This window comes from Variovorax sp. RCC_210 (assembly GCF_041355175.1).
In the GTDB taxonomy this organism is placed as follows: domain Bacteria; phylum Pseudomonadota; class Gammaproteobacteria; order Burkholderiales; family Burkholderiaceae_C; genus Variovorax.
In genome coordinates this window covers 718,273-738,397 of record NZ_JBFUPJ010000001.1, presented here as the reverse complement: position 1 = coordinate 738,397, position 20,125 = coordinate 718,273, and the positions used below count along the sequence as shown (strand labels likewise).

Annotated in this window: 31 protein-coding genes; 10 read left to right on the top strand and 21 right to left on the bottom strand. The window is 64.5% G+C overall.

Annotation, left to right across the window (positions count from 1 at the left end; translation table 11 throughout):
• Positions 1–57 precede the first annotated feature (57 nt).
• From AB6807_RS03640 to AB6807_RS03540, 21 genes are all read right to left on the bottom strand, one after another.
• Positions 58–354 (bottom strand): phage tail assembly protein, encoded by a 297-nt coding sequence (locus AB6807_RS03640; protein ID WP_371083530.1) that lies wholly within the window; start codon positions 352–354, stop codon positions 58–60.
• Positions 355–359: 5 nt separating this feature from the next.
• Positions 360–719: a phage tail tube protein gene (locus AB6807_RS03635; RefSeq protein WP_371083529.1), complete on the bottom strand. Its 360-nt coding sequence runs from the start codon at positions 717–719 to the stop codon at positions 360–362.
• Between the two features lie 30 nt (positions 720–749).
• Positions 750–2,255 (bottom strand): phage tail sheath subtilisin-like domain-containing protein, encoded by a 1,506-nt coding sequence (locus AB6807_RS03630; RefSeq protein ID WP_371083528.1) that lies wholly within the window; start codon positions 2,253–2,255, stop codon positions 750–752.
• A gap of 66 nt (positions 2,256–2,321) precedes the next feature.
• A complete protein-coding gene (locus AB6807_RS03625; protein ID WP_371083527.1) occupies positions 2,322–2,516 on the bottom strand; it encodes a DUF2635 domain-containing protein in 195 nt (64 codons plus the stop codon).
• 10 nt (positions 2,517–2,526) lie between these two features.
• Positions 2,527–3,108 (bottom strand): hypothetical protein, encoded by a 582-nt coding sequence (locus tag AB6807_RS03620; protein WP_371083526.1) that lies wholly within the window; start codon positions 3,106–3,108, stop codon positions 2,527–2,529.
• 4 nt (positions 3,109–3,112) lie between these two features.
• Positions 3,113–3,526 (bottom strand): hypothetical protein, encoded by a 414-nt coding sequence (locus AB6807_RS03615; RefSeq protein WP_371083525.1) that lies wholly within the window; start codon positions 3,524–3,526, stop codon positions 3,113–3,115.
• The gene (locus AB6807_RS03610) at positions 3,523–3,876 is read right to left on the bottom strand and encodes a hypothetical protein (protein ID WP_371083524.1); all 354 of its coding nucleotides are present in this window, start codon (positions 3,874–3,876) and stop codon (positions 3,523–3,525) included. Before AB6807_RS03610 ends, AB6807_RS03615 begins: the two co-directional genes overlap by 4 nt.
• On the bottom strand, positions 3,873–4,370 hold the full coding sequence (locus tag AB6807_RS03605) for a head-tail connector protein (protein WP_371083523.1): 498 nt from the start codon (positions 4,368–4,370) through the stop codon (positions 3,873–3,875). The genes AB6807_RS03610 and AB6807_RS03605 overlap by 4 nt, the downstream gene beginning before the upstream one ends.
• Positions 4,371–4,447: 77 nt before the next feature.
• Complete coding sequence (locus AB6807_RS03600; protein WP_371083522.1) at positions 4,448–4,795, bottom strand: hypothetical protein; 348 nt, start codon at positions 4,793–4,795, stop codon at positions 4,448–4,450.
• 86 nt (positions 4,796–4,881) lie between these two features.
• On the bottom strand, positions 4,882–6,114 hold the full coding sequence (locus tag AB6807_RS03595; protein ID WP_371083521.1) for a phage major capsid protein: 1,233 nt from the start codon (positions 6,112–6,114) through the stop codon (positions 4,882–4,884).
• A 73-nt stretch (positions 6,115–6,187) separates the two neighbouring features.
• Complete coding sequence (locus AB6807_RS03590; RefSeq protein ID WP_371083520.1) at positions 6,188–6,934, bottom strand: head maturation protease, ClpP-related; 747 nt, start codon at positions 6,932–6,934, stop codon at positions 6,188–6,190.
• Positions 6,931–8,256, bottom strand: coding sequence for a phage portal protein (locus tag AB6807_RS03585; protein WP_371083519.1), 1,326 nt, complete (start codon positions 8,254–8,256; stop codon positions 6,931–6,933). The genes AB6807_RS03590 and AB6807_RS03585 overlap by 4 nt, the downstream gene beginning before the upstream one ends.
• The gene (locus AB6807_RS03580; RefSeq protein WP_371083518.1) at positions 8,253–9,950 is read right to left on the bottom strand and encodes a terminase large subunit; all 1,698 of its coding nucleotides are present in this window, start codon (positions 9,948–9,950) and stop codon (positions 8,253–8,255) included. The genes AB6807_RS03585 and AB6807_RS03580 overlap by 4 nt, the downstream gene beginning before the upstream one ends.
• Positions 9,950–10,510, bottom strand: coding sequence for a P27 family phage terminase small subunit (locus AB6807_RS03575; RefSeq protein ID WP_371083517.1), 561 nt, complete (start codon positions 10,508–10,510; stop codon positions 9,950–9,952). The genes AB6807_RS03580 and AB6807_RS03575 overlap by 1 nt, the downstream gene beginning before the upstream one ends.
• A 161-nt stretch (positions 10,511–10,671) precedes the next feature.
• Positions 10,672–10,878, bottom strand: a complete 207-nt coding sequence (locus AB6807_RS03570) for an HNH endonuclease (RefSeq protein ID WP_371083516.1) — start codon at positions 10,876–10,878, stop codon at positions 10,672–10,674.
• Between the two features lie 344 nt (positions 10,879–11,222).
• Positions 11,223–11,627 (bottom strand): hypothetical protein, encoded by a 405-nt coding sequence (locus AB6807_RS03565; protein ID WP_371083515.1) that lies wholly within the window; start codon positions 11,625–11,627, stop codon positions 11,223–11,225.
• Entirely contained in the window at positions 11,614–11,931 is a 318-nt protein-coding gene (locus AB6807_RS03560) for a hypothetical protein (protein WP_371083514.1), read from the bottom strand. Before AB6807_RS03560 ends, AB6807_RS03565 begins: the two co-directional genes overlap by 14 nt.
• A 349-nt stretch (positions 11,932–12,280) precedes the next feature.
• Complete coding sequence (locus AB6807_RS03555; RefSeq protein ID WP_371083513.1) at positions 12,281–15,007, bottom strand: VapE domain-containing protein; 2,727 nt, start codon at positions 15,005–15,007, stop codon at positions 12,281–12,283.
• The gene (locus tag AB6807_RS03550; RefSeq protein WP_371083512.1) at positions 15,007–15,231 is read right to left on the bottom strand and encodes a hypothetical protein; all 225 of its coding nucleotides are present in this window, start codon (positions 15,229–15,231) and stop codon (positions 15,007–15,009) included. Before AB6807_RS03550 ends, AB6807_RS03555 begins: the two co-directional genes overlap by 1 nt.
• A gap of 74 nt (positions 15,232–15,305) precedes the next feature.
• The gene (locus AB6807_RS03545; RefSeq protein WP_371083511.1) at positions 15,306–15,686 is read right to left on the bottom strand and encodes a hypothetical protein; all 381 of its coding nucleotides are present in this window, start codon (positions 15,684–15,686) and stop codon (positions 15,306–15,308) included.
• A 116-nt stretch (positions 15,687–15,802) separates the two neighbouring features.
• The gene (locus AB6807_RS03540; RefSeq protein ID WP_371083510.1) at positions 15,803–16,015 is read right to left on the bottom strand and encodes a helix-turn-helix domain-containing protein; all 213 of its coding nucleotides are present in this window, start codon (positions 16,013–16,015) and stop codon (positions 15,803–15,805) included.
• Between AB6807_RS03540 and AB6807_RS03535 the strand changes: the two genes are divergently transcribed.
• From AB6807_RS03535 to AB6807_RS03490, 10 genes are all read left to right on the top strand, one after another.
• Positions 15,993–16,604 carry a hypothetical protein gene (locus AB6807_RS03535; RefSeq protein WP_371084165.1) on the top strand — a complete coding sequence of 204 codons (612 nt, stop codon included), beginning with the start codon at positions 15,993–15,995 and terminating at the stop codon, positions 16,602–16,604. The two genes, AB6807_RS03540 and AB6807_RS03535, sit on opposite strands and share 23 nt — an antisense overlap.
• Before the next feature lie 114 nt (positions 16,605–16,718).
• The gene (locus AB6807_RS03530) at positions 16,719–17,156 is read left to right on the top strand and encodes a hypothetical protein (RefSeq protein WP_371083509.1); all 438 of its coding nucleotides are present in this window, start codon (positions 16,719–16,721) and stop codon (positions 17,154–17,156) included.
• Positions 17,153–17,356 (top strand): hypothetical protein, encoded by a 204-nt coding sequence (locus tag AB6807_RS03525; RefSeq protein WP_371083508.1) that lies wholly within the window; start codon positions 17,153–17,155, stop codon positions 17,354–17,356. The genes AB6807_RS03530 and AB6807_RS03525 overlap by 4 nt, the downstream gene beginning before the upstream one ends.
• Positions 17,353–17,745 (top strand): hypothetical protein, encoded by a 393-nt coding sequence (locus AB6807_RS03520; RefSeq protein WP_371083507.1) that lies wholly within the window; start codon positions 17,353–17,355, stop codon positions 17,743–17,745. The genes AB6807_RS03525 and AB6807_RS03520 overlap by 4 nt, the downstream gene beginning before the upstream one ends.
• Complete coding sequence (locus tag AB6807_RS03515) at positions 17,742–18,029, top strand: hypothetical protein (RefSeq protein WP_371083506.1); 288 nt, start codon at positions 17,742–17,744, stop codon at positions 18,027–18,029. Before AB6807_RS03520 ends, AB6807_RS03515 begins: the two co-directional genes overlap by 4 nt.
• Complete coding sequence (locus AB6807_RS03510; protein ID WP_371083505.1) at positions 18,026–18,250, top strand: hypothetical protein; 225 nt, start codon at positions 18,026–18,028, stop codon at positions 18,248–18,250. The genes AB6807_RS03515 and AB6807_RS03510 overlap by 4 nt, the downstream gene beginning before the upstream one ends.
• On the top strand, positions 18,250–18,489 hold the full coding sequence (locus AB6807_RS03505) for a hypothetical protein (RefSeq protein ID WP_371083504.1): 240 nt from the start codon (positions 18,250–18,252) through the stop codon (positions 18,487–18,489). Before AB6807_RS03510 ends, AB6807_RS03505 begins: the two co-directional genes overlap by 1 nt.
• Before the next feature lie 115 nt (positions 18,490–18,604).
• Positions 18,605–18,973: a hypothetical protein gene (locus AB6807_RS03500; protein ID WP_371083503.1), complete on the top strand. Its 369-nt coding sequence runs from the start codon at positions 18,605–18,607 to the stop codon at positions 18,971–18,973.
• Positions 18,970–19,278 (top strand): hypothetical protein, encoded by a 309-nt coding sequence (locus tag AB6807_RS03495; protein ID WP_371083502.1) that lies wholly within the window; start codon positions 18,970–18,972, stop codon positions 19,276–19,278. The genes AB6807_RS03500 and AB6807_RS03495 overlap by 4 nt, the downstream gene beginning before the upstream one ends.
• Positions 19,279–19,403: 125 nt before the next feature.
• Positions 19,404–20,120, top strand: coding sequence for a hypothetical protein (locus AB6807_RS03490; RefSeq protein WP_371083501.1), 717 nt, complete (start codon positions 19,404–19,406; stop codon positions 20,118–20,120).
• Positions 20,121–20,125: the final 5 nt, after the last annotated feature.

Below are 20,125 nucleotides of genomic sequence, written 5' to 3'. Positions count from 1 at the left end.
GTTCCATTGCCATGGGATCCAGTCGCCAGAAATAGGCGACGTCGTGGATCCTGTCGATCAGTTGCTCGACAGTTCGGCGTCGCCCGCCCCGAAAAAACTCAGCACGGCCGCCTGCGCCTTGCTGAAGTCCTGCAGCGTGAGCTGGTGGACGCTCGACATCGGAATGCCGGCCAGGCGCACGATGTACTGGCCGACGACCTTCTGTTGAATGCGAATGCCGGTGTCGCCGTCGCCGACGATGATCAGGAAGGGCTGTCCCAGCTCCATCGTGTCCTTCACCGAAGGCTCACGCATCACCAGTTCGGCGAGGTCCTTGTCATGCGCCTGGATGGACTTGGCCAGGGCGATGGTCACGCCGCTCATTGCCAGCGCCCCCGCATGCCGTTGAACTCGAGCTCGATCTCGCCCTCTTCGCCCTTCGCAGCCGACTCATTCGCCAGGAAGGCGTCCGAGAGCGTGTAGACCTCGCCGTTCGCATACTCGGCGGTGATAGTCATGTCGGTGGCAGCGGAGATCTTTTCCTTCGGGAAGTCCGCGGTGAAGATGGCCGTGAGCTTCACGTACGGCACGACAGTGGTTTCCTTGAAGCCCGCCACGCCCGCAGATGCCACGATGGCCTCGCGCTTGCGGTTGTTGATCGGGCATTCGAGCCCGCCTTTGACTTCGAGCTGTGCGCCGTCGACCTTGACGTAGCACACGCCCGCAACACGATTTCCCATGATGTTTCCTTTCGGGGGTTGGTTCGGTGATCAGGCCAGCTGCGCGGGGTACTGCTGGCGGAACTGGTTGAGCAGCGCGAAGACGCGCAGCTGATTGATGTAGTCCGGAGGGAACAGCACATCGAGCCGGTTGGGATCCGTCGCGTTGCGCTCGACGATCAGGTTGGCGGCGAAGAGCTCGGTGTTCTCGACGAATCCCTCGACCTCCATCGCCTCGTACTCGGCGATCAGCTCGCCGCGAATCACCGCAGGTGTCACGATGGCGGCGCCGGCGGCAAAGCGTGTGCCGTCATTGGCCAGCTTGTGCCGCGGGTACTTCGAGGTGATCACACCCTTCAGGCGGCGCAGCACGTAGGCCGACAGGTGCAGCGTCTCGCTGTCCAGGTAGGAGACATCCGGCTGGCCCCAGGTGTTCTTCAGGTAGGTCGTGATCGCGCGTTCGATGCGCAGCGCACCTGCGACGACATAGCTGGTGGCGACTCCGTAGTTCAGCAGCGACGCGCGCTCGGTGAAGAGGAACTTCTTGCCGGCACGCGGCACCGGCGCGGTCGCCAGGACGCCGGTCTGTGTAGGCCGGGCGCAATCGGCGTTGATGAACACCGCGTTGCGCGCTGCGTACTGCGCAGCGTATTCCCACGACGGCAGCGGGCAATCTGCATCGATACCGGCCACGGTGTGGTGCTGGTCATTGCGCAGGCCGCCGAACGTCACCAGCGCGGCAAGGGTGCCGCGCAGCGCCGAGTAGCAGTGCCCGTAGATCTGGCGGCTCCACGACCAACGACCGGTGGTGTCGTTCAGTTCCTGCTGGAAGGCATCGAGGCTGGCGCTGTCGGTGTACGGGTGAACGATGAAATCGTATTCGTCATCACCCATCGCCGAGATCACCGGCGTCAGCGTCGGGTTCGTGGTGCCACCAGACAGCGTGGCCGGATAGGTCAGTGTGACACCGGCCGGCAGCGCCTCGCCGCCGGCGGCACCGCGGAAGCTGTCGAACAGCGTGATGTCGTTTGCGGTCGCGCCCTTCCACTTCGAGGTGAGCGTGACCACGCCTGCGGCCGCCGCCGCCGAAACAGGCAGATCGGGGTTCGCCGTCACGGCAGCAACGATCGACGCGGCGATGATCGTCGGGGTGTCGTTGAGCAATACCGGGACCTGGATGCGCTGGCCCGCAATGTAGAGATTGATCGCGCCGGAGGCCGTTGCAGTGCCCACCACGGTGAACGTGCCAGTCGACACAACGCCAGCGCCAGCGTCCGCCACCGCGATCGCCCACACCTCGCCATAGTTGTCGTTGTCGCGGTAGGCCTGCAGCATGCGGGCCAGCATGCTGCCGCGGCCGAAAAGCGCGACGGCCTGCGCGACCGAGGCGACGATGTAGGGCACGTTCGGCAGCGCGGTGCCGGCCGCGAGTTTCTGGCCGATGGCCAGGGCGCGGCGCACACCAGTGGCCGAGCCATTGGCCTGGCTGTTGTCCATCTCGGCGTAAAACAGCGGCACGCGCAGCTGCGACGGGATGTTGATGAAGGGTACGGTCATGGTTCTCTCCAGGAATAAAAAAACCCGCTCGTGAGCGGGTTGCGAATTGAGACGGCAGAGCCGCGGCTACTTCTTGCTGGTCGTCGTGGTGGTGGAGACCGGTGCCGTCGGTGTGTCGGCCGGCTTGACTTCGGTGACGTCGCCGTCATCGATGCGGCGCTGCCAGTACGTCGAGGGAATCACTTCGCGGCCGTCGGCAGGCAGAAGGCCGCCGCGCTCGACGTCGGGCACGTCGACACCGGGTTGAGGTTTCAAGAACATGGTTTCGCTCCTATGGGTTGAGGTTGGTGACGTGGGTCTCGAACTCGATGCGCCCATCGGGGCCGGGGTAATGCAAATTCTTGTCGGCGATCGGATCGATCACGTCGACTTTTGTGTGCACCGTGTTGAGCTTGGGCAGCGCATCGAGCATCGACAGCTCCCACCCGTCCTCTGGTCCGATCTGCATCGGCGCGCCGAACTCAAACTGATACCAGAGCTGTGCGCGGTCCAGCTGCTGCAGGCTACCGCCCTCGTAGTGGATGCCGTTGTATTCGAGGGTCGGGCGCCACCCGAGCAGGGCCTTCCACAGCTCCTTGCGCACGAAGTGCAGATTCGTAGCGGGTTGCTGGCCGCGTTCGTCGAGCGAATTGTCCAGGCAGACCACCACCGCGAAACTGTCCGTCAGGTCCATGCGCACCGCATTGAGGGCACCAGGCGGGCCCGGGTTGTCTTCGAGTGGGATCACGTAGCCGCAGGGCATCGGCAGCGCGGTGTTCTCCGAGACCTTCTTAAACTCCGCTGCGCCGGCGAATCGGCCGACGAACGAAGGCGCGAAGGTGCGCAGTTGTTGAATGACGAGGTTGAGGTCCATGGGGTCAGCGTGGTTTCAATGCGCCCTGCAGCGCGGACTGGATGGCGCTCTGGGCGGCAGCGCGGCGGGTGTTGAGCGCAAACTCCATGTAGTTCCCGCGCTTCTCGATGTTTCGCTTGGCAGAGCCGTGAAACAGGAACGCCGGGTAGAACACTTTCATCTCGCTGGTCTTGTACGGCGCCACCTTGGCCCAGAAGCCGCCCGACGACACCTTGACCTTGATCGAGCGCTGAAGCACTCCGGTCTGTCTGCCTGGCATCTCACCCGGGCCCGAGATCGCGCGGCGCGCAACCAGGCGGCGGGCGACCTTGCGGATCTCACCGGCCTGCTGCCGCAACGTTCTCTTGATCGGCTTCTTGTCGAAGTCGATGCGCGAGTGGCCAGCAAAGCCGACCGACACCTGCACTCCGCTGGTCATGGCGCGATCGCCTTGAGCTGCTCGAGGTCCATCAGCACGAAGTCCTTGCGGCCGTTGATGTCGGTCACGCGCCGCACCCGGTACCGAATGCCCTCGTGTTCGACGACATGCCGACCTGTGATCGCCAGTGCGTTGATAGTCGAGCTGCGCCACGTGGCGAGGCGGTGCGTCATGCCTGGCTCGATTTGCTGCGTGCCGTAGAAGAGTGCGCTGCCGGCCGGGTCGATGCGGGCCCACGCATCCTGGCCAGGATCAAACTGCTGGTCAATCGCGAAGCCGCTCGAGGCCGAGTCTGACCACAGCCGGATCTTCACCAGCCGGTCGAGCTCGCCGATGTCTGGATACTTCACAGCGACAGCCTCTCGCGGTGCGCCCACAGCATGTTCTCGAAGGCCTGGTTCTTGTACAGCTGCACATCCGTGTGGGCCTGAGGGTTGCGCACCAGGTCCGCGATTACCAGCAGCATGGCCGCCTTGACCGTGCCGGGTAGCGTCTCGGCGCTCCACCCGCACTTGATGCGGATGACGACCGGCGCCGTCGCGACGAGCTCGAGCGTCCGGTCTTTAAGGGCCGGCAATGGCAGCACCGGCGCGCCCGCTGCGGACACAGTCTGCAGCTCGGTCACGTCGCAAGGCAGCGTGACGCGACCGCACCAGGTGTAGTAGGTGAACTCAAGCACCTGCTCGCCAACCGGCTGGCCCAGGTATTCCTGCGCATAGTCCCTGGCCGCCTCGATCGCGTCCAGGACGTCGGCATCGCGGTCGCTGCCAGTGATCTTGCACTGCAGTTTCCCGCGCGCCAGATCGATGACCGCGGCGGCTTTCGTGATGATCTTGGGGTTCATGGTGTGATCGCTATTGCTTGTGGAAGCGGACAAGATCCGCTTTCACAAGGGCTCGCCCCGGGGCGAGCCGTTGCGGGTCAGGCCGGCGGCTTGTTCTGCTCGAGGCCGAGGGCGTACGTGACGGCGGCCTTGCTGCTGTCTGCAATGCCATCGGACTCGCATTGCTTGACCTGGTCAGCGTCAATCTCGACCACGTCGTTCGCATTGCCGAGCGCGCTGTCGATGAGCAGGCGGACCTTGGTGCGTTTCACCGCCTTCTGCGGCTTGCCGTCTGCATCGGGCGCCAGTTCGACGACCTTGTCAGCGAGCATCTTGTCCGCGACGTCGTCGGGCGCGTCGAACTTGTCGCCTGCCTTGATCTCCAACTGGTTGGAGGCGTATGCGCCCGCGGCGATAGCGGCGAGAGCGATCAAAGATTTCTTCATGCTTGGCTCCTGAGGAAAAGGGAAAAGAGGGCCGTGCACACGCGTGCACGGCCAAGGGCTTCTGCAGAGAAGCTGGCGCTGGCCGATCAGGTGGCCGAGTGTTGGTAGGTCTTGACGGAATTGACGTCCATCAGGTTGCCGCCCGAACGCGACCAGGCCAGGAAGCCGATTTGCCCCTTCGACACGAACGCGCTGTCGTCGAAGCGGAACATGGTCACGTCCATGGCGTCGCGGATCAGGTACTTGTGCAGGTTGCCGAATGCAATCGACTTCACGTTGGCGCCCGCCGCCGGCGCATCGTTGTTGATGTTCACCGGGTAGCCCAGCAGACGGTCGGGCGTCTTGGCAGCCGCGCCCTCGTCGTAGCTCGGCGTCCAGATCGGCCGGCCGGCCGTGTCCTTGATCTTGCGGACAACGCGACGCATGGACTGCGAGAACATCCAGCCCGGCTCCACGTTCGGCATTTCCGGCGTGCTGGGCGGGTTGTCCAGGTAGGCGGCGTCGAGCGAGTCGACCAAGTCGACCAGATCGTCGTAGGTCACCGTGGTCAGCTGCCCGGTTGCGCCGACTTTGCCGACACCGGCGGCCGTGAACAGACCCATGGGCTGGGCTGTGCCGGTGCCCGTGGAGAAGTACACGTTCTGCGCGCGGCCAATGCGGTCGCGCATGCGACGCTGCACCATGGCCACGATGTCGATGCTCGAGTCCTGGATCAACTCGATCGGGATGGTAATGATCTTCGAGCCGAACTTGAAGACATTCAGCGAGCGGGTGCCGAAGGTCGGATCGGCCGACGTGGCCGGGATGTTCTGTGCGACGATCTCGCCGACCTCGGTCGTCCCGTCGCTGGTCGGGTATGCCAGGTCGGCGCCGTTCGCCGTGGTGATCTGGTCAGCGACACGGCGCATGAAGCCGTAGGCCTTCAGCAGGTCGATCAGCGACGTGGCCACCAGCGGCTGCACGGTGAACCCACCTTCCGAGCCGGTGGTCGTGCTCATCGTATTGCGCACCTTCTGCGCGTCTTCCTGCGACATTTCGCGGAAGCTCTTGCGCATGAAGATCTCGAGGCCCTGCTGCAGCTCGGTCTTCTTCGAGCCGGGTTCGTTGCGCGGCGTCTTGCTGAAGTCGTTCTCGGCCGCCTGGTCGAGCACCCGCTGGTTGGCTTCGATCTGCGACTGGACGCGCTCGGCTTCGTCCATGATGGCGTCGAACTTTTCCTTGTCTTCCTTGGTCCAGGTCTTCGAGCCGTTGGCCTCGAGCTGGTTCTTCGCGTCCTTGTTCAGTTGGGAGAGACGCTCCCGGAGTGCTTGCATGCTCATTTCGGATCCTTCTGGGTTGTTGAGCTAAAAAAAAAGCCACCCGGGTGGGTGGCTGTTCGCTGAAGCGAGAGCGTCAGGCGAGCTGTAGGACCCGCAGGCGGCGCTCGGCATGTGCGCGCATGGCTGCGTAGTCCGGTTCGGTGGCAGGCGGCGCAGGGGGCTGCTGCAGCGCCTTCGGTGTCTTGTCGTAGGCCGTCAGGTTCCAGGTCTTTTCCGCCCGGTTGTTGGGGTCCTTGTCGGGGAGCGTGGCAAGCCTGGAAACGAACCCGTGCGTAACGGCCTCGTCCGCGCTGAACCAGGTCTCGCCGTCCATCCAGTCGACGAGCTGGGCCACATCGAGGCCTGTCCGGCGGGCATAGTCGGCAACGATCGATGCGTCCACCTTGTCCAGCAGATCGGCTGTCTTGCGCATTTCGTGCTTGTTGCCCATCGAGAACGTCCAGCCGTTGTGGATCATGTAGAACCCGCCCTCGGTGATCTCGATCTCGTCGGCAGCATCAGCAATGGTGGTTGCGGCGCTGGCCGCAAGCCCGTCGATGTGCGCGATGGTCTTGCCGGCAAACTGCTGCACCGCGGTGCGGATAGCACGACCCTCGAACACGTCGCCGCCCGGGCTATTGATTCGGAGGTGCAGGGTCATGGAAGCGTCGAGCGCGGCGATCGCAGGCGCGACCTGCGCGGCTGCAACGCCCCACCAGGCATCGATCACGTCGTAGATGTAGAGCGTCGCGTCCGCGCTGCCTTCGGCACGCACCAGGTTGAGCGGCTTGCGCTCGGTGGTCGCGTTGTCGCGCATGAGCTGCAGGAATTTTCTGTTCATGGCTTGGTTCCCTCGGTCGGGTTGGTTGGCGCCTTGTCGGGCGGAAAATAAACCTCTGCGGATTTGCCGCCCATCGGCTTGAGGTTCTTCTTCTTGCGAACCTCGTCGATAGACATCCAGCCGGGCCCAGCGCCGGGCCCGCCAATGCCAGCGCGGAAGTACTTCGCCTGGCCGTCGCTGTCGCTTTCGAGCAGCGCGTCGCGGTCGAAACGCATGAAGAACTTCGACGTGCGGAAAAGCTTTCGGTTGAGCTCCTGTTCGATGCGCTGCAGGTGCGTCTCAAGGGTATAGGTCACGAAGGCCCGGCTCATGGCCTCAATGCCGCTGCCCCAGCTCGTGCTCGCACTGGTCTCGCCGATCATGTGGGGCGGCACACCGAACGCCCGCGCGATGTCGATGACCTGGAACTTGCGCGCCTCGAGCAGCTGCGAGTCCTCGGCCGAGAGACTGAGATTGGCGACCTTCATGCCTTCAGTCAGCACGAGCGGCAGCCGGTGGGCGTTCTCGACGCCGCTGTAGCGCGCTGCGAACGATTCGCGCGTGTCGGTCTTGAGCTTGTCCGTCATCTGCTTGTCGGTCGACAGCACGATAGACGGGTGGGCGCCTCCGGCGAAGAAGCGGCCGCTGTATTCGTCCATGGCCATCGCCGTGCCTGCAGCATTGCGAGCGGCCCACTGGATGACGCTCATGCCGCGCAGGCCGTTGAACCCGAAGCCGGGAAAGTGCAGCATGTCGTCCTGGTCGCAACCCCAGGTTCGCACATCGTTGATCGAGTACTCGAGCCTGTCGCTGTCCGCCGTGGTGACGCGCCGCGGGGATACGCCATCCCAGGGCAGCGGAACAAACTCCTTGATCTCCCCCATGCGGTTGCGCCGAATGTAGGTGAAGCCCGACTCGCGCAACAGCATGCTGGCCAGCGTGTGCTCCCAGTGACTGGCGGCCGTGAAGCGCGGCGTCGGCTGCTCGTTGAGCAGCCACCAGAGCGGGGCATTCTCCACCCGCTCGCGCTCGCCCTCGACGCGCTGGTATGTCTCGATCGGAAGGGAAGCCACAGCGCCGGCGATGCGCTGCACGCACGCGAACACCGCGGACACACGCATCGCCGACTCCGGTGTCACCGCAACGCCCGCCGCGGCAGAGTTGACGCCGAACAGCTGCAGCATCGAGGCGTTGTCGCCGCTGATCACCTGCTTGCTATCAGTGACGTCGTTGCGCGGCGCGGCCCGCGTGGCCTCGCGCTCGGCACGCCAGGCATTGAGGATGCTCGAGCCGGGCGAGGCGGCGCGGCTTTGCACCGCGTCCCAAGTTGCGACGGCGTTCATAGTTGGACGATTCCTTGTTGAAGTGTGTTGCTCTCGGCAAGCAGCAACGCGCGGCCGAAGGCGATCAGCATGGCAATGGCGCCGTCGATCTTGTTGTCATCGCGGTCCTTGGTCGGGCTCATGAGCTCGTTGAACTTGCTCTTCAGCACCACCAGGTTCCCGACCATCCACGTCATCACGGGGTTGCCGTCATGCCGCAACTTGCCCTCGAGCACCAGCGTCTCCACCTGCATCAGTACCTGCGTGAAGAACATCGCCTTCTGCTGGATCTCGACCATTGGCAGGCCCTCTTCCACCAGCTTGCCGGCAAAGTACATCGAGAGCGCGGGGTCGAATCCGATCTCCTGCATGTCATGGCGCTTGCAGTCGGCGCGCAGGTCCTCGGCGATCACGTCGAAGTTCGTCAGGTTGCCAGGGTTCACCTTGACAAAGCCCTGCTCGACCCAACCCGGCAGCTGCGCGTTCGGGCTTTCCTGGACGGCAAACTCGTTGTAGTAAAGACGTGTGCACACGTTCCAGATCTCGCCGCGCTGGAAGATCTTCACGTTCGCAGCGAAGTCGGTTTTCTGCGCTAGGTCGAGCCCGCCGTATCCCGGCTCGCCGTCAAACTGCTCCTCGCGCAGCGCGGGTTCGGCGCATGCCGCCCAGGCCTCCATGTCCATCCAGGCCGATCCGGCGTTCGTCCACACGTTCAAGTGCTTGGTGAGGAAGTTGCCGCGCGCGCTGGGCGTCGCCTTGGCCTTCTGGCACGCCGCAATCAGCTTGTCGAGCTTCGCGCTAATGCCGAGGTTTGGATTCGCCTTTCGCCAGACCTTCTGATCTTCCCAGTCGTCGCCCTCGTCGATCGTGAAGATCAAGCCGAACCAGGTCTCGTCGACGTGCGTGCCTTCAAGGACCTTGATCGTGTAGCCGCGCAGCTCGTAGCAGATGCCCGACATGTCCTTGCCGGCCGTCGTGATCGCGCTGATCATCGGTTGCGACCGAGACCCGTCCGCTGACTCGATCACGTCCCAGAGGTCGCGCTTCTTGTGCGCGTGCACTTCATCGACAGCGGCCGAGTGGACGTTCAAGCCGTCCTGCGTCGAGGCCTCGGCGTTGAGCACCTTGAACGTGCTCGCGTTGTGTGCGGCCGTGATGTCGTGCCGGCCCACCGTGACGCCGAACCGGTTCCTGAACTCCTCGTCCTTGAGCACCATCTCGCGAGCGGTGTCGAACACTTCTCGCGCCTGCTCACCCGTAGTCGCGGCGCTGTAGGCCTGGGCGCCCGGCTCGCCGTCCGCGAAGCACAGGTACAGCTGGCGCCCAGCCACGCGCGTGCTCTTCGCGTTCTTTCGGGCGATCTCTTCGTAGCTGCGTCGGAAGCGGCGCAGGCCGGTGTCGACGTGCACCCAAGCGAAGAGGTTGAACTCGATGAAGACCTGCCAGTCCTCCAACTTGATCTTCGCGTACGTGATCTTGCCGTCGACATATATCGGCTTCGCCCACTCGCCCTTGATGTGGCTGAGCAGCTCGATGAACTGGCACTCACGCGAGCCAGCTCGCTCATTGATGACGTACGGAAAATCCTCGTCACCCTGCCGCTCGAGGTCGCGCAGATAACGCTTGCACGCCAGGCGCTCGTACTTGCCCGCGACCTCGATGCCATCGACGACGCGCCGCGCATAGGCCAGCGCGCGCTCAGCATAGCTGGCCATCACTCGAAGTCGGCGAAGCCGGTAGGCTTTGCATTCGGCTCGGCCGCCGATTTCTTGCCCGGTCCACCGTCGCCCTCGAAGAGCTGCAGCTGGGCGCGGATGGCAGTGGTGACGCTGGCCTGCTCAGCCGGACTGAGCCCGAACTTGCCCAGCAGCGAGTGCATCATCTGCCGTTCGCTCTTCAGGACCTGGTAGCGGGGGTGCTGCACGGGCATGCCGCCGGGCGTCGTTGCCTCGAAAGCCTCGGCCGGATCCTTGCCCTGCTCGCGCAACAGCTTCTGCCTGGCGCGCAGCGAGTGGCGCAATTCCTTGACGTCGGCGATGGTCTCGCAGAGGTCCTCGAACAGGTCGCTGTACACGACCGACATCAGGTTGTATCGCAACAGCTCGGGGCCGAGGCGCTTGAACACCTTGCGCGCGCCGACGCTGAGGTCCTTCGGCATCGACGGCATGCCGACCTCAGGTCGAAACGTCGCGTTCAAGTCGATGGCGCGATGGCCTCGATTGCCCTCGAGCAGTTTCAGCTCCGCAGGCTTTGGCGCTGGACCACGCTGACCCATGTTTCTACCCTCGATTCGTTAATGGGGTCTCCCCCGTTGGACACCCCCCCTCCCCCTGAAACCTGCGTGCGCAAAAAACGGGTGGGGCGATCAGTTTCCGGGCCAGGGCTGCAGACTTTTGCCCACCCCCCGCACCACCTTGGTGCACCCCTGCCACCCCCTCAGCGGCCCCGCAGGCGTCCCCTCAGCGCCTCGCCAAGCGACTTGCCCTCGTGGCATGGTGCACAGATGGCCTGCTCGTTTGTGGCGTCGTCTGCACCGCCTTCAGCCAGCGGCGTGCGGTGGTCGCGGATGGTGGCCACCGTGACCAGGCCGAGCCTTTCGCACACCTCACACAAAGGCTGACGCTGGAACAGCGCGGCGCGCATGGCCTGCAGGCGGCGACCGGTGATGCGCTTCGTCGGCGTGCGGGCCTGGCGCCATGCAGCACGCGGATGTTTCTCGCACCGACCCGAACCATCGGTGACCAGGGCGCGACAACCTGGCTTAGTGCAAGGACGCGGTGCAGCGGTTGGCATAGGGGTAGAAGAATGAGCAGAGATCACCAGGCAGGCCGGCCCTGCCCGCTTAGCCGCAGCCGTCAGCAATGCTGCGGCAGCGGACCCTCCCAGTGATCGGAAATGCAAAAACCCGCCGTCGTTGCCGAGGGCGGGTTTCGTTGGATGTGATCAGATGACTGTCACACAGAGTGCCTGAAATCTATCAGAAGTGTCTATGTCGTAAAACTCTTCTTTATCGTGTCGCGCGCGGCCTGCTGCCGCTCACCACGCTCTGCGAACCATGCGGCGAGCAGCCGGTCTGCGACATCGAGCAGCGCATAGACGTTGGCGCGCTCGCACTCCAGTCGTTGGCACGTCCCACTGACGCCGAGCCCGAACGGATACATGCAGTACAGCACCTGGTAGACATGCGGCCGAGAATCCTTCAGCGACTCGATGCCCTCGTGCGTGACGGACGCCTCGATCTCGTCGATGGGAATCTTCGCCTCCCGCTCCGACCCTGGCGCATCGTTGAGGAACGACGCTTGCGCCGAGAAACCCAGGCCATTGCCAGCCATCTGGCAGCGCCAAAGCGCCCAATTGTTGAGCCGCGTCTTGACCCATTCAATCCGCGCCATTGGTCTCCTTCGGCTCGGCCCACATGCACACGAAGCTCATGCCGTACAGCTCGACCAGGCGGGCGATATCGGGCGCGACCTGGACGGTCCAGTATGTGCCGACCTTGAAATCACGCTCACACGCATAGAAGCAGTTCGGTTCCCCCCGAATGCCGCGACGGACGAGGCCGAATGCCCCGCTACCCATTTCTTTCGCCTTCGCCTGGATGGCCTCGTAGGTCTTCGGCATGCGGTCCTTGATGAACGTGAGCCGAGCGTTCACTTCGGCGACGGTCATCGCTTGATCTGAAGTCATGGTGTCCATGTGTCCAAACCTCTCTATAGAAGAAATACGTGAGATCGAGGGGCTGTGCGCGCGCGAGTGCACACGTCTGCACGCCTCTGTGTGGGGGCGCCCGCTTTGCGAATATCGCGATGGACAATGCAGCGGCTGCAACCCCCAATTCGGAGGAAGAAGCAAGCCATAGGGCTCTATGCGAAACCCTGGCCACCGTGGACAGTTGGACACTCAGGTCATAGGCGCGTGCGTCGACTTCCCCGCTACCGCACCGCAGTGAGGGCGCTTGGCCCCCAGCCCTTCGGGCACACCGCTGCCAATCTTGCGTCTGGCGGTGTTTGCGATCCGGCGCGTTTGTTGCGCCGTGACCTGTTGGTCAGAACGGCGCATCGTCGGCGTCTCCATATTCATGGGCCGCCGGCTTCGGTGCCGGCGGCGGCGGAGGAGGCACTGCTGCCCCGTCCTCTGGTTCGTAGGGCGGCCAATCCTTCGGCCTCTCGTAGCCCCACGCACGAACGCCGTTCTGCTGCTTCTTGCAGCGCTCCCAGCCCTCGTGTTCCATCCAGCTGCGAATCTGGCCTTCGAGCGAAGCATTGCTTTTGGCTGCATCGACACCGAGGGCGGCCGTCAACTGCGAGATCGTGACGAAGGTCGTGAGCTCGTTGACGATCGCGCCAATGCCTGTCTGCATGGGCGGCCTGGTCAGGACGTGCAGCAGTTCACTGAGAACGGCCGTTTCAACCAGGCGGCTCTCCTGCATCGGGAAGAACAGCCGTTCCTCCACCGCGATCGCGGGCGTGAATGGCTCGGCCTGCAGGTAGAGCGCGAACGCCTCAGAAAAGAGCCGGTCGCGATTGCGCAAAAGCCACTCGATGTCGATAACGTGCCGCACAGGCACCGGCCAGAATCGCCGGTTGCCAGTGCGGTCCCGCAGGTAGGTGCGTTCGTTCGTCGTGCCGGCCAGCACGCACTGTCGCGCATAGGCCTCGACGACGCGCCCGTAACTCGGCCGGTACCGGTCGACCTTGGCCGAGATGAAGGCCTTGATGATGTTGATCTCGGACTTGCCGAAGTTCGCCAGCTCGGCAATCTCGTAGAGCCATAGGCCCTGCACCTGTTCCTGGCCTTCCTTGCCGCGGCTCACGTCGAAATGCGTGTCGCTGAAGTAGGCCGAGCTCGCGAGCGTCTCCACCATCGTCGACTTGCGCATGCCGCCTGGACCTTCCAGCACCGGGCAATAGTCGAATTTACAGCCCGGCTCCATGATGCGATTCACCATGCCGAGCAGCCAATATCGGCCGACAAGGCACAGGTACTCGAACACCTCCGGCTTGAGCGTCTCCGGCGTTTCGCCAATCACGTACACGAGCCATTTGTCGATCAGCGGCTTCGCGACGGGATCCGGCTCGGGCAGTCCCGTGAGGTACTCCTGCACGGGGTGGAACGGGTTCTCGTGAGCCACGGTCTCGATGGCTTCCATCAATGCCGCCCGGTTGATGCTGGGCAGGCCGTATGTCTTGCTGAGATAGCGGCCCAGAAGCAGGTCGACGGCGCCCGTGATTGGTCCCGCCTTCGCGTGCGACCACGGCCACGGCCGCCGCGCGTCGATGTTGTTGCTCAGCTGGTTGAGGCCGAGCACACCCTTTAGCGCCTCGTCGTTCAACAGCGCCGCGATCACCAGCTTGCGCGAAACCAGCCACCTGCCCTTCTCGGGGTCCCAGTAGGGCTTCAGCCACCACGGCAATTCGCCGTTATCCCCGTCCTCAGCGCCAGCGGGGCTTTTACGCGCGCCATCGTCCGATCCGCCACCACCACCTTCAGCTGCGGCCCCGCTCGCGTCAGGCGGCGCAGCTGCGGGTCCGGCCGCGTGCACTTCGGCCTGCAGGGGCTGAGCCTGGCCGAAGAACGTGAGCACGCGGTCATAGTCCCAGCCGTCCGTGTCGATGGCGTCGTGACAGTCCCAACCGTCAGGCAGCTCGCCAGGCCCGGGAATGGGCAACATCGACACAGTGCAGCCATGAGCATCGCTCAACAGTGTGCCGATACCAAGCATCGCCGCCATGCCAGGCTGCTTCTTCGCCGGCAGGTATGGCATCGAATTGGCCAGGAGCTGCAGCGCGGTCTCACGCACGCGCGCGCGGTCGCTGTCTGCGATCTCCCCGCCGATCTGCTCGAGCTGCTCCATGGCTTGGGCCACCACGGACTTCTGCACCGCCTGTGCAGCCTTTTCGCGCTTGGAGTCGCAGTCTGGCCACAGCAACACCGTGCTGCCCGCAAGCCATTCCCAATGCGCTTTCTTCCAGCCGTTGCATCCACCCGGCCAGCCCACCACGCAGTAAACGCCGGGTGCTCGCGCATCGAGCAGCGTCTGCAGGACCTCGGCCTTAACTTCACCCTCGACGACGATGACCGTCCGACCGCCCGGATGCGCGCCGCCTGGATAAAAGAGCGGGCGTGTGTCGTCCCAGCCGCGCCACTTCCAGGTCATTGAGCCATCGCGCAGACTCGCAGCCCAGGTGTACGGAATCGCGACCTTGCCGCCATCACTGGTTCTGAACCGGACCACGTAGCCGAACAGCTGCCCATCGACCCAGTACATCGCGGTGTGCAGGATGTCTTCTTTTTTCCGGCTGTAGTGCCAGAACGTTGCGGGTGGCGCGTCTGCCGGCGCGGGCATGCGCGTCTCCCACTGCTCCTTCTCTCGCTGCGCAGGCGCTGGCGGCGGAGGTGGCGGGGGCGGTGGTCGCGGCGCGCGCGGCGCTCCTTCCCTCGGTCGTTTCACAATGCCTGCCACGTCGTGCAGATCGTGCTCGTCGGCCAGTTGTATGGCGGCCTCGGCCATCGTTATCCCGTGAATCGCGGCGTAGAGGCCGACTAGGTCGTTGCCTCGATCCTCATCAGAGCCGGCGAAGTCGGCCCAACGCCCGGTCGTGAGGTTGATCGCGCAGCTGTCACCCTCCCCGCCTGAGAGAGAACCACAGATGTACTCGCTGCCACGCACGAGGCCGCCGCGAATCCACTGCGGCACCAGGTCCTTGGCCTGCGACAGAAGCGCATCGCCCAACGCCCGGAAATTGATCGGTGGTAGTGGTGCGCGAGACATCAAACGATCGAAACAGACCAAGTCGCGACCGCTTCACGAAGCGGGCACTTCGTGCCGCTCACCTGTTGCAGCCGTTTTCGCGGGCAGTACTCCGCGACCGGGCGGTTTCGATAGTCGACCTTGCGCTCACGGATCGGCACCAGTACACCAGCGCGCCGCATGTTGTCGACCGTCTTGCGCGCCGCGACGTAGCCCACTTGCGCATGCAGCGCGAGCTCGAGCATGGTCGGCGAGCGGTCAGGAGTCGTCAGCGCCAGGGCTGCGTCGAACAGTGCCTGGCGTACTTCCCCGGCCGGTCTCATTGCGCCGCCCTGAACGCCGCTACCGCTGCCTCGAATGCCGCCGATGCTGCCTCAACCCGGCCGAGCGCGCGGTCCTTGCGTGCTTCAGGCGTCTCAACAAACTTCGAGGCTAGGTAGGCCATCACTGAGCCGATGTCCTTGGTCTCTTTGATGTACGCCTCTAGGTCGTCGCAGTTGAAGCGCTGGGTGTCACCCTCGTTCTGGTTGAGCTTCCGCGACAAGGTCGACGGGCTCAGGTCCATCTTGCCGGCCAGGTTCGCGGCGTTGAGTCGTTGCTCCTGAACGCGGAAGGCTATATAGGCCCGCAAGCTTGAGAACTGCTCGGGCAGAGCAGGGTCGAAAGTGACGGTCAGATTGGGGTGCGCAATGGATGACATTTCAAATTGCCATGTGTTGCCATGTCAAAAACAGGCGAAAAAAAGAGACTGCAGTCATGCGATGCAATCTCAAAAACAAGTCCGCCCGGCGCCCTCGCGCCGAGCAGCCGCTCAAGCTATCCACCCTCCCCTTGAACGGCGGCCCGGTCCGTGGCGTCAAGCGCCTGGGCCAGGTCTTGCAGCTTCAGGACGTCATCTGCAGCTGCAGCTACCGCACCGCCCTCCCATCGCGAGAGCCGCGTTTGCGCGACCCCGGTGCGGCGAGAGATTTCGGACTGCGAGAGGCCGCGGCTTCGCAGCCGCTTAATGATTTCTACCGTCTTGCTCATGGGCGAGATTATGCATGTTTGCGTAACAGCCAACGCAATTTCACATTACTCAATGTTGCATAGTCGATTCATGGACGGCAGGCAACTTTTGAGGGCACTGATGGAAGAGGCGGGCGACAACCCGAACTCTCTGGCTGACAGCCTGAAAAACAGAAGCCTGCAATCGCAGCTCCAGCGATTTCTCGACGGCCGCACGCGGAATCCCCGTTGGTCGACGCTCGAGCCGGTCGCTCGGCACTACGGCGTCAGGGTCGAAGCCTTCCTCGATGACGAAGCAGCTGAGACCGTCGGGCAAGCACGCGGCTTCCTTGGAGCCGCGCCTTCGTCCAGCGTGGACCGTGCCGCATCTTCCGCCCCGGTATCAATTCGGACCGCGCCCCGCCCGCTCACGGTGCGCGAGCTTGTGGTCCAGTTGGGCGCCGCGCTCAGCGCCTACGACCTACCCGCACGCAAGGCTGTCGGCTCTCTCCTGGCCGACATGGCCAATGACCCCAGCGATGCGCCGCTCGCGGCGGACCGGATTGAGCGGCTGCTCGGGGAGCCGGGAAACGAGCAACGGCCAAAATCCTCCAATTCCAAAGGAGGCTAGCTTTCTACGATTCGCACTGCCTGAATCGGTGCCCTGACTAAGTTATGCATTTTTGCTTTGACTTAATCTAGGCACATTTGCATAATCAGCCCCGTCATCAAGACGGAGGCCGAAATGCCCAGAACCCAACCCGCGCCGGCGGTACCCGGCAACCAGCAGCCCCGCCCGGTGCCGCTGACGACCCTACCGAGCCTGCGCCGGCCGCCGCCAGCCAATCGGCCACGTACGCCAAGGCCGATCAACAGCCGCCGCCGTGAGGTGAAGGCGCCCTATCCGGACCTGCCGGAAACGCCGCATAGCAGCGGCGGGCGAGTAACGTCGGCGGAATTCAATCGCGCATGGTTCCTGCGGAGGCTGGCAGGTCACCGCGCCGCTGATCGACTTATCACCGACGCGTACAAGCGCAACGCCGATCTGCCCACCAAACTCTTCCTGATCAGCGCGCAGCGCGACGCAGAGAACGTTTTGGTCGAAGGGTTCAGCGATTGGATGGAGAGCTGCGGCGGGATGGCCGGCCCCGGCTTCAAGCCAGCAATCGGGAGCGCGGCATGAAGCCCGTCCTGCGCCTGAGCACTACCAACGGCACGCGCCCGATCAGCCGCCGCGCCGCCGCCGGCATGCTGCGAGCAGCCCGCATCCTCCAGCACCGTGACACCCGCTACAGCCTGACTTTCGGCCGCCGCGTCGGCATCGTGCGCGGCGAAGGCCCTACCGGCGACTGGCAGCTTGAGCACGCGCGAGGTGCAGCATGAGCAAGCTCCAAGAGTACCGCGACGAATTGCTGGACGCCATCGTCGAGCAACCCTTCGCCGGTCAGAAGACTGCCGTAGTGCGGATGCGCCTTCCCTATGATCGCCAGCCCACGCTGGTGAACGTCTCCCTGGACGCGCTCAGCCCTACGGCTCGGGCTGCGATCGAGGCCGGCCCCTCGAGCGCAGAGTGGGTGGGATCGCTCATCCCGGCTCACGACACCCAGCTCGCGCAGATTCGGCGGCGCAACACGCTCGCGCTCGAGGCCGAGCACATGCTCGCGGTAGTCAAGCGGTTCAAGGACCTCTGTCAGGCCGGCGTGATCGTTAGCAAGACCACCCAGGCCGAGTGCGATCGCATCATCGCAGCGGTCAAAGGGGGTACCTCGTGAGCCGCAGCTCGCAGTACCGGCTTGCCATCCGGGCCGAGGGCAGCACGATCGGAGCATGGTTCGCCGAGGTGGGCACCATGACCGGCGCCAAGCTGCTCGCGACCATGTCGCGGGATGTCGCCGAGCGCTGGCCTGACAGCTTCGAGGCGTTCAAGACAGCGGCCTCGGTCATGTTCGTGCACATGCAGCAGCTGGTCGAGGGCGGCTCGGTCCAGGCGATGCAGGAGCGGCCCGCGCCCCCCAGCGAGATCCGGGCCGGCCAGGACACAGGGAGCGCCTCATGAACACGCGCGCCCTGCCCACCGGCTACACGCCGCCTGTGCCTGTTCGCGGCCGCACGCTTCGTACCTGCAGGGGTCTGCTTATAGGCAGCGCGCTCCCGCCGCGCATGCCCACTTTCAGCGCCGATGCCGAGCTTGTTCAAGAGGCGCTGCTGGACCGCCGCACGGCCGCGCCACGCCCGCTGCTGCAGCGCATTGCCGGTGCCGCCTGGAGGTGGTGCTGATGCGCCCCGATCTGCCGCAAGAGGACGTCGACGCGCTGGTGCGCCGACACGATGAACTGACGCGTGCAACTCGCACGCTCTATCGCCTCGATCCGGATAGAGAGCCAGCTAGCAGCTCGCCGTTCGAGCTGATGGTCGAAGTCGCAAAAGGCCTGTTCACGATGGTTGCGATCGCGACCGTCGCGGTGGTGCTCGTTGCCATCGCCCTTGCCGAGTTACTCCCCGCGCCGATCCCGTAAGCCTCAAAAGCGCGGTGCAAACGTCTGCACGGCGCCGTTCACCACGACCTGATGGCGCACGAGATCCAGCCGCCGTCCAGGCCGTGGCCTTTCACCAAATCACCGAAAGCCACCGTTGGCCAACATCACGATCACCATCATCGACTGTGAGGGCGGGCACGTCAGTGTTCGCACTGACGCCGCTCCCCCAGTTGTCGGCAAAGGCGTCACGCCGGCCCAGGCGCTTGGCATGGAGCTGCTCGGCACATCGTTCAAGCGTGGCGCTGAGGTGCTCTACAGCGCCCAAGACGTCCCGACGATTGCGCTGGCGTTGGATCTGCTCGACGTCGAGGGCTTCGCTCACGCGGTGCCCCGCGAAGTGCGAGAGCGCGCGCGACGCGCTCTCGGCCGCGACAAGATTGACCGCACGCCCACTGATGGCGTCGACATCGACCGCATCCATCGCGTGCGTGGTACCGAGGCAGTAGCAGGCATGCCGAAATGAGCGCGCTCTACCTGCTCCTCAGCACCTTCGGCCTGGTGTTCGCGCTCGGGCTGCAAAGCCAGCTCGTGAACAACGGCCACTTCGCCGGCGCCTTCGTCAACAGCATGGCCATCGGCGCCTGCAACCTGGTGCTGTTCAAGCTCGCACCGAACGCCAGTGGCATGGAGGTTGCCGCCTATCTTGCTGGCGGCCCGTTCGGCATCGTGGCCAGCATGTGGGTATATCGGCGCACGTGCGATGGACAGCGCTTGCTGCAAGACCTGGCGAATCTCGGGCGGTCGATCTTCAGCGGGGGCAGGCCGTGAGCGAGCGGTACACCACGGCACGCATTCCAAGCGCCCGCCCGCTCGGCGCGCCGAGCGTCATGGCAGGCGTCTATACCGGCGCGGAACTCGCAACCCGATCCAGTCGCCCTGGCGCGTACGACGCGATGAAGCTGCCGAGCCTGGTCAACGGTCGCCAGTGCATGCCCAATGCCCCCATGGCGACCGCTACCGAATATGTCGCGGTCGCGCCGGTGCGATGCTTCACGGCGCGCGCTCCAGTGGTCATCTCCGACGCCGAGCATGCAATCACGCAGCCCGAGCCGATCAAGCCGGTTGCCAAGCGCCAGGTCGCGAAGCCCGCACCGCCAGTTCAGCGCTTCCCCGACTATCGCCCTCGCGAGGGCAGCGCGCCCTCCCGCGCGCTGGAGGCGCTGCGCGGCATGCCGCCGCACAGCTATCTGACCCCCGACTGGGCCCAGCGAAACCTCGGCGTCGACCAATCGTGCTTTCACCCGATCTTCAAAACAGCGGTTGAGAAGAAGGCTCTGATGCGGGCGGTCATCGGCCGTCGCGCGGCGCTGGCGTTGCCCGGCTTCGATCCAGACCGCGCGGTGCTGGCCAGCGAACCCGAAACAGCCGTGTCGCCCCCGCTCGACGCCAGCGCGCGCCTAGTCGACGCCCTCCCGGTGAAGGATGCCGGCGGCGAGGCCTCTCCCGAACTGCAGGAGGCGCTGCACGAGCTCAGCCTGCGCGAGGCTGAGGCGCGCGCATGGCAGGCCTACGTCGAGCTCCTGCAGCTGCGCGCGCGGATCTCTCGCGTCGCGCTCGCCCTCCCCTTCCCTCCTCTGACCGAACCCACGCGCCCCACCGGCGCGGCGTGAAAGGA

What these genes read in the sequence shown, in the direction of transcription:
- AB6807_RS03635 (WP_371083529.1), bottom strand. Translation starts at nt 719, where the DNA reads ATGGGAAATCGTGTTGCGGGCGTGTGCTACGTCAAGGTCGACGGCGCA.
- AB6807_RS03630 (WP_371083528.1), bottom strand. Translation starts at nt 2,255, where the DNA reads ATGACCGTACCCTTCATCAACATCCCGTCGCAGCTGCGCGTGCCGCTG.
- AB6807_RS03625 (WP_371083527.1), bottom strand. Translation starts at nt 2,516, where the DNA reads ATGTTCTTGAAACCTCAACCCGGTGTCGACGTGCCCGACGTCGAGCGC.
- AB6807_RS03620 (WP_371083526.1), bottom strand. Translation starts at nt 3,108, where the DNA reads ATGGACCTCAACCTCGTCATTCAACAACTGCGCACCTTCGCGCCTTCG.
- AB6807_RS03615 (WP_371083525.1), bottom strand. Translation starts at nt 3,526, where the DNA reads ATGACCAGCGGAGTGCAGGTGTCGGTCGGCTTTGCTGGCCACTCGCGC.
- AB6807_RS03605 (WP_371083523.1), bottom strand. Translation starts at nt 4,370, where the DNA reads ATGAACCCCAAGATCATCACGAAAGCCGCCGCGGTCATCGATCTGGCG.
- AB6807_RS03600 (WP_371083522.1), bottom strand. Translation starts at nt 4,795, where the DNA reads ATGAAGAAATCTTTGATCGCTCTCGCCGCTATCGCCGCGGGCGCATAC.
- AB6807_RS03595 (WP_371083521.1), bottom strand. Translation starts at nt 6,114, where the DNA reads ATGAGCATGCAAGCACTCCGGGAGCGTCTCTCCCAACTGAACAAGGAC.
- AB6807_RS03590 (WP_371083520.1), bottom strand. Translation starts at nt 6,934, where the DNA reads ATGAACAGAAAATTCCTGCAGCTCATGCGCGACAACGCGACCACCGAG.
- AB6807_RS03585 (WP_371083519.1), bottom strand. Translation starts at nt 8,256, where the DNA reads ATGAACGCCGTCGCAACTTGGGACGCGGTGCAAAGCCGCGCCGCCTCG.
- AB6807_RS03580 (WP_371083518.1), bottom strand. Translation starts at nt 9,950, where the DNA reads ATGGCCAGCTATGCTGAGCGCGCGCTGGCCTATGCGCGGCGCGTCGTC.
- AB6807_RS03575 (WP_371083517.1), bottom strand. Translation starts at nt 10,510, where the DNA reads ATGGGTCAGCGTGGTCCAGCGCCAAAGCCTGCGGAGCTGAAACTGCTC.
- AB6807_RS03570 (WP_371083516.1), bottom strand. Translation starts at nt 10,878, where the DNA reads ATGCGCGCCGCGCTGTTCCAGCGTCAGCCTTTGTGTGAGGTGTGCGAA.
- AB6807_RS03565 (WP_371083515.1), bottom strand. Translation starts at nt 11,627, where the DNA reads ATGGCGCGGATTGAATGGGTCAAGACGCGGCTCAACAATTGGGCGCTT.
- AB6807_RS03560 (WP_371083514.1), bottom strand. Translation starts at nt 11,931, where the DNA reads ATGGACACCATGACTTCAGATCAAGCGATGACCGTCGCCGAAGTGAAC.
- AB6807_RS03555 (WP_371083513.1), bottom strand. Translation starts at nt 15,007, where the DNA reads ATGTCTCGCGCACCACTACCACCGATCAATTTCCGGGCGTTGGGCGAT.
- AB6807_RS03550 (WP_371083512.1), bottom strand. Translation starts at nt 15,231, where the DNA reads ATGCTCGAGCTCGCGCTGCATGCGCAAGTGGGCTACGTCGCGGCGCGC.
- AB6807_RS03545 (WP_371083511.1), bottom strand. Translation starts at nt 15,686, where the DNA reads ATGTCATCCATTGCGCACCCCAATCTGACCGTCACTTTCGACCCTGCT.
- AB6807_RS03535 (WP_371084165.1), top strand. Translation starts at nt 15,993, where the DNA reads ATGATTTCTACCGTCTTGCTCATGGGCGAGATTATGCATGTTTGCGTA.
- AB6807_RS03540 (WP_371083510.1), bottom strand. Translation starts at nt 16,015, where the DNA reads ATGAGCAAGACGGTAGAAATCATTAAGCGGCTGCGAAGCCGCGGCCTC.
- AB6807_RS03530 (WP_371083509.1), top strand. Translation starts at nt 16,719, where the DNA reads ATGCCCAGAACCCAACCCGCGCCGGCGGTACCCGGCAACCAGCAGCCC.
- AB6807_RS03525 (WP_371083508.1), top strand. Translation starts at nt 17,153, where the DNA reads ATGAAGCCCGTCCTGCGCCTGAGCACTACCAACGGCACGCGCCCGATC.
- AB6807_RS03520 (WP_371083507.1), top strand. Translation starts at nt 17,353, where the DNA reads ATGAGCAAGCTCCAAGAGTACCGCGACGAATTGCTGGACGCCATCGTC.
- AB6807_RS03510 (WP_371083505.1), top strand. Translation starts at nt 18,026, where the DNA reads ATGAACACGCGCGCCCTGCCCACCGGCTACACGCCGCCTGTGCCTGTT.
- AB6807_RS03505 (WP_371083504.1), top strand. Translation starts at nt 18,250, where the DNA reads ATGCGCCCCGATCTGCCGCAAGAGGACGTCGACGCGCTGGTGCGCCGA.
- AB6807_RS03495 (WP_371083502.1), top strand. Translation starts at nt 18,970, where the DNA reads ATGAGCGCGCTCTACCTGCTCCTCAGCACCTTCGGCCTGGTGTTCGCG.
- AB6807_RS03490 (WP_371083501.1), top strand. Translation starts at nt 19,404, where the DNA reads ATGAAGCTGCCGAGCCTGGTCAACGGTCGCCAGTGCATGCCCAATGCC.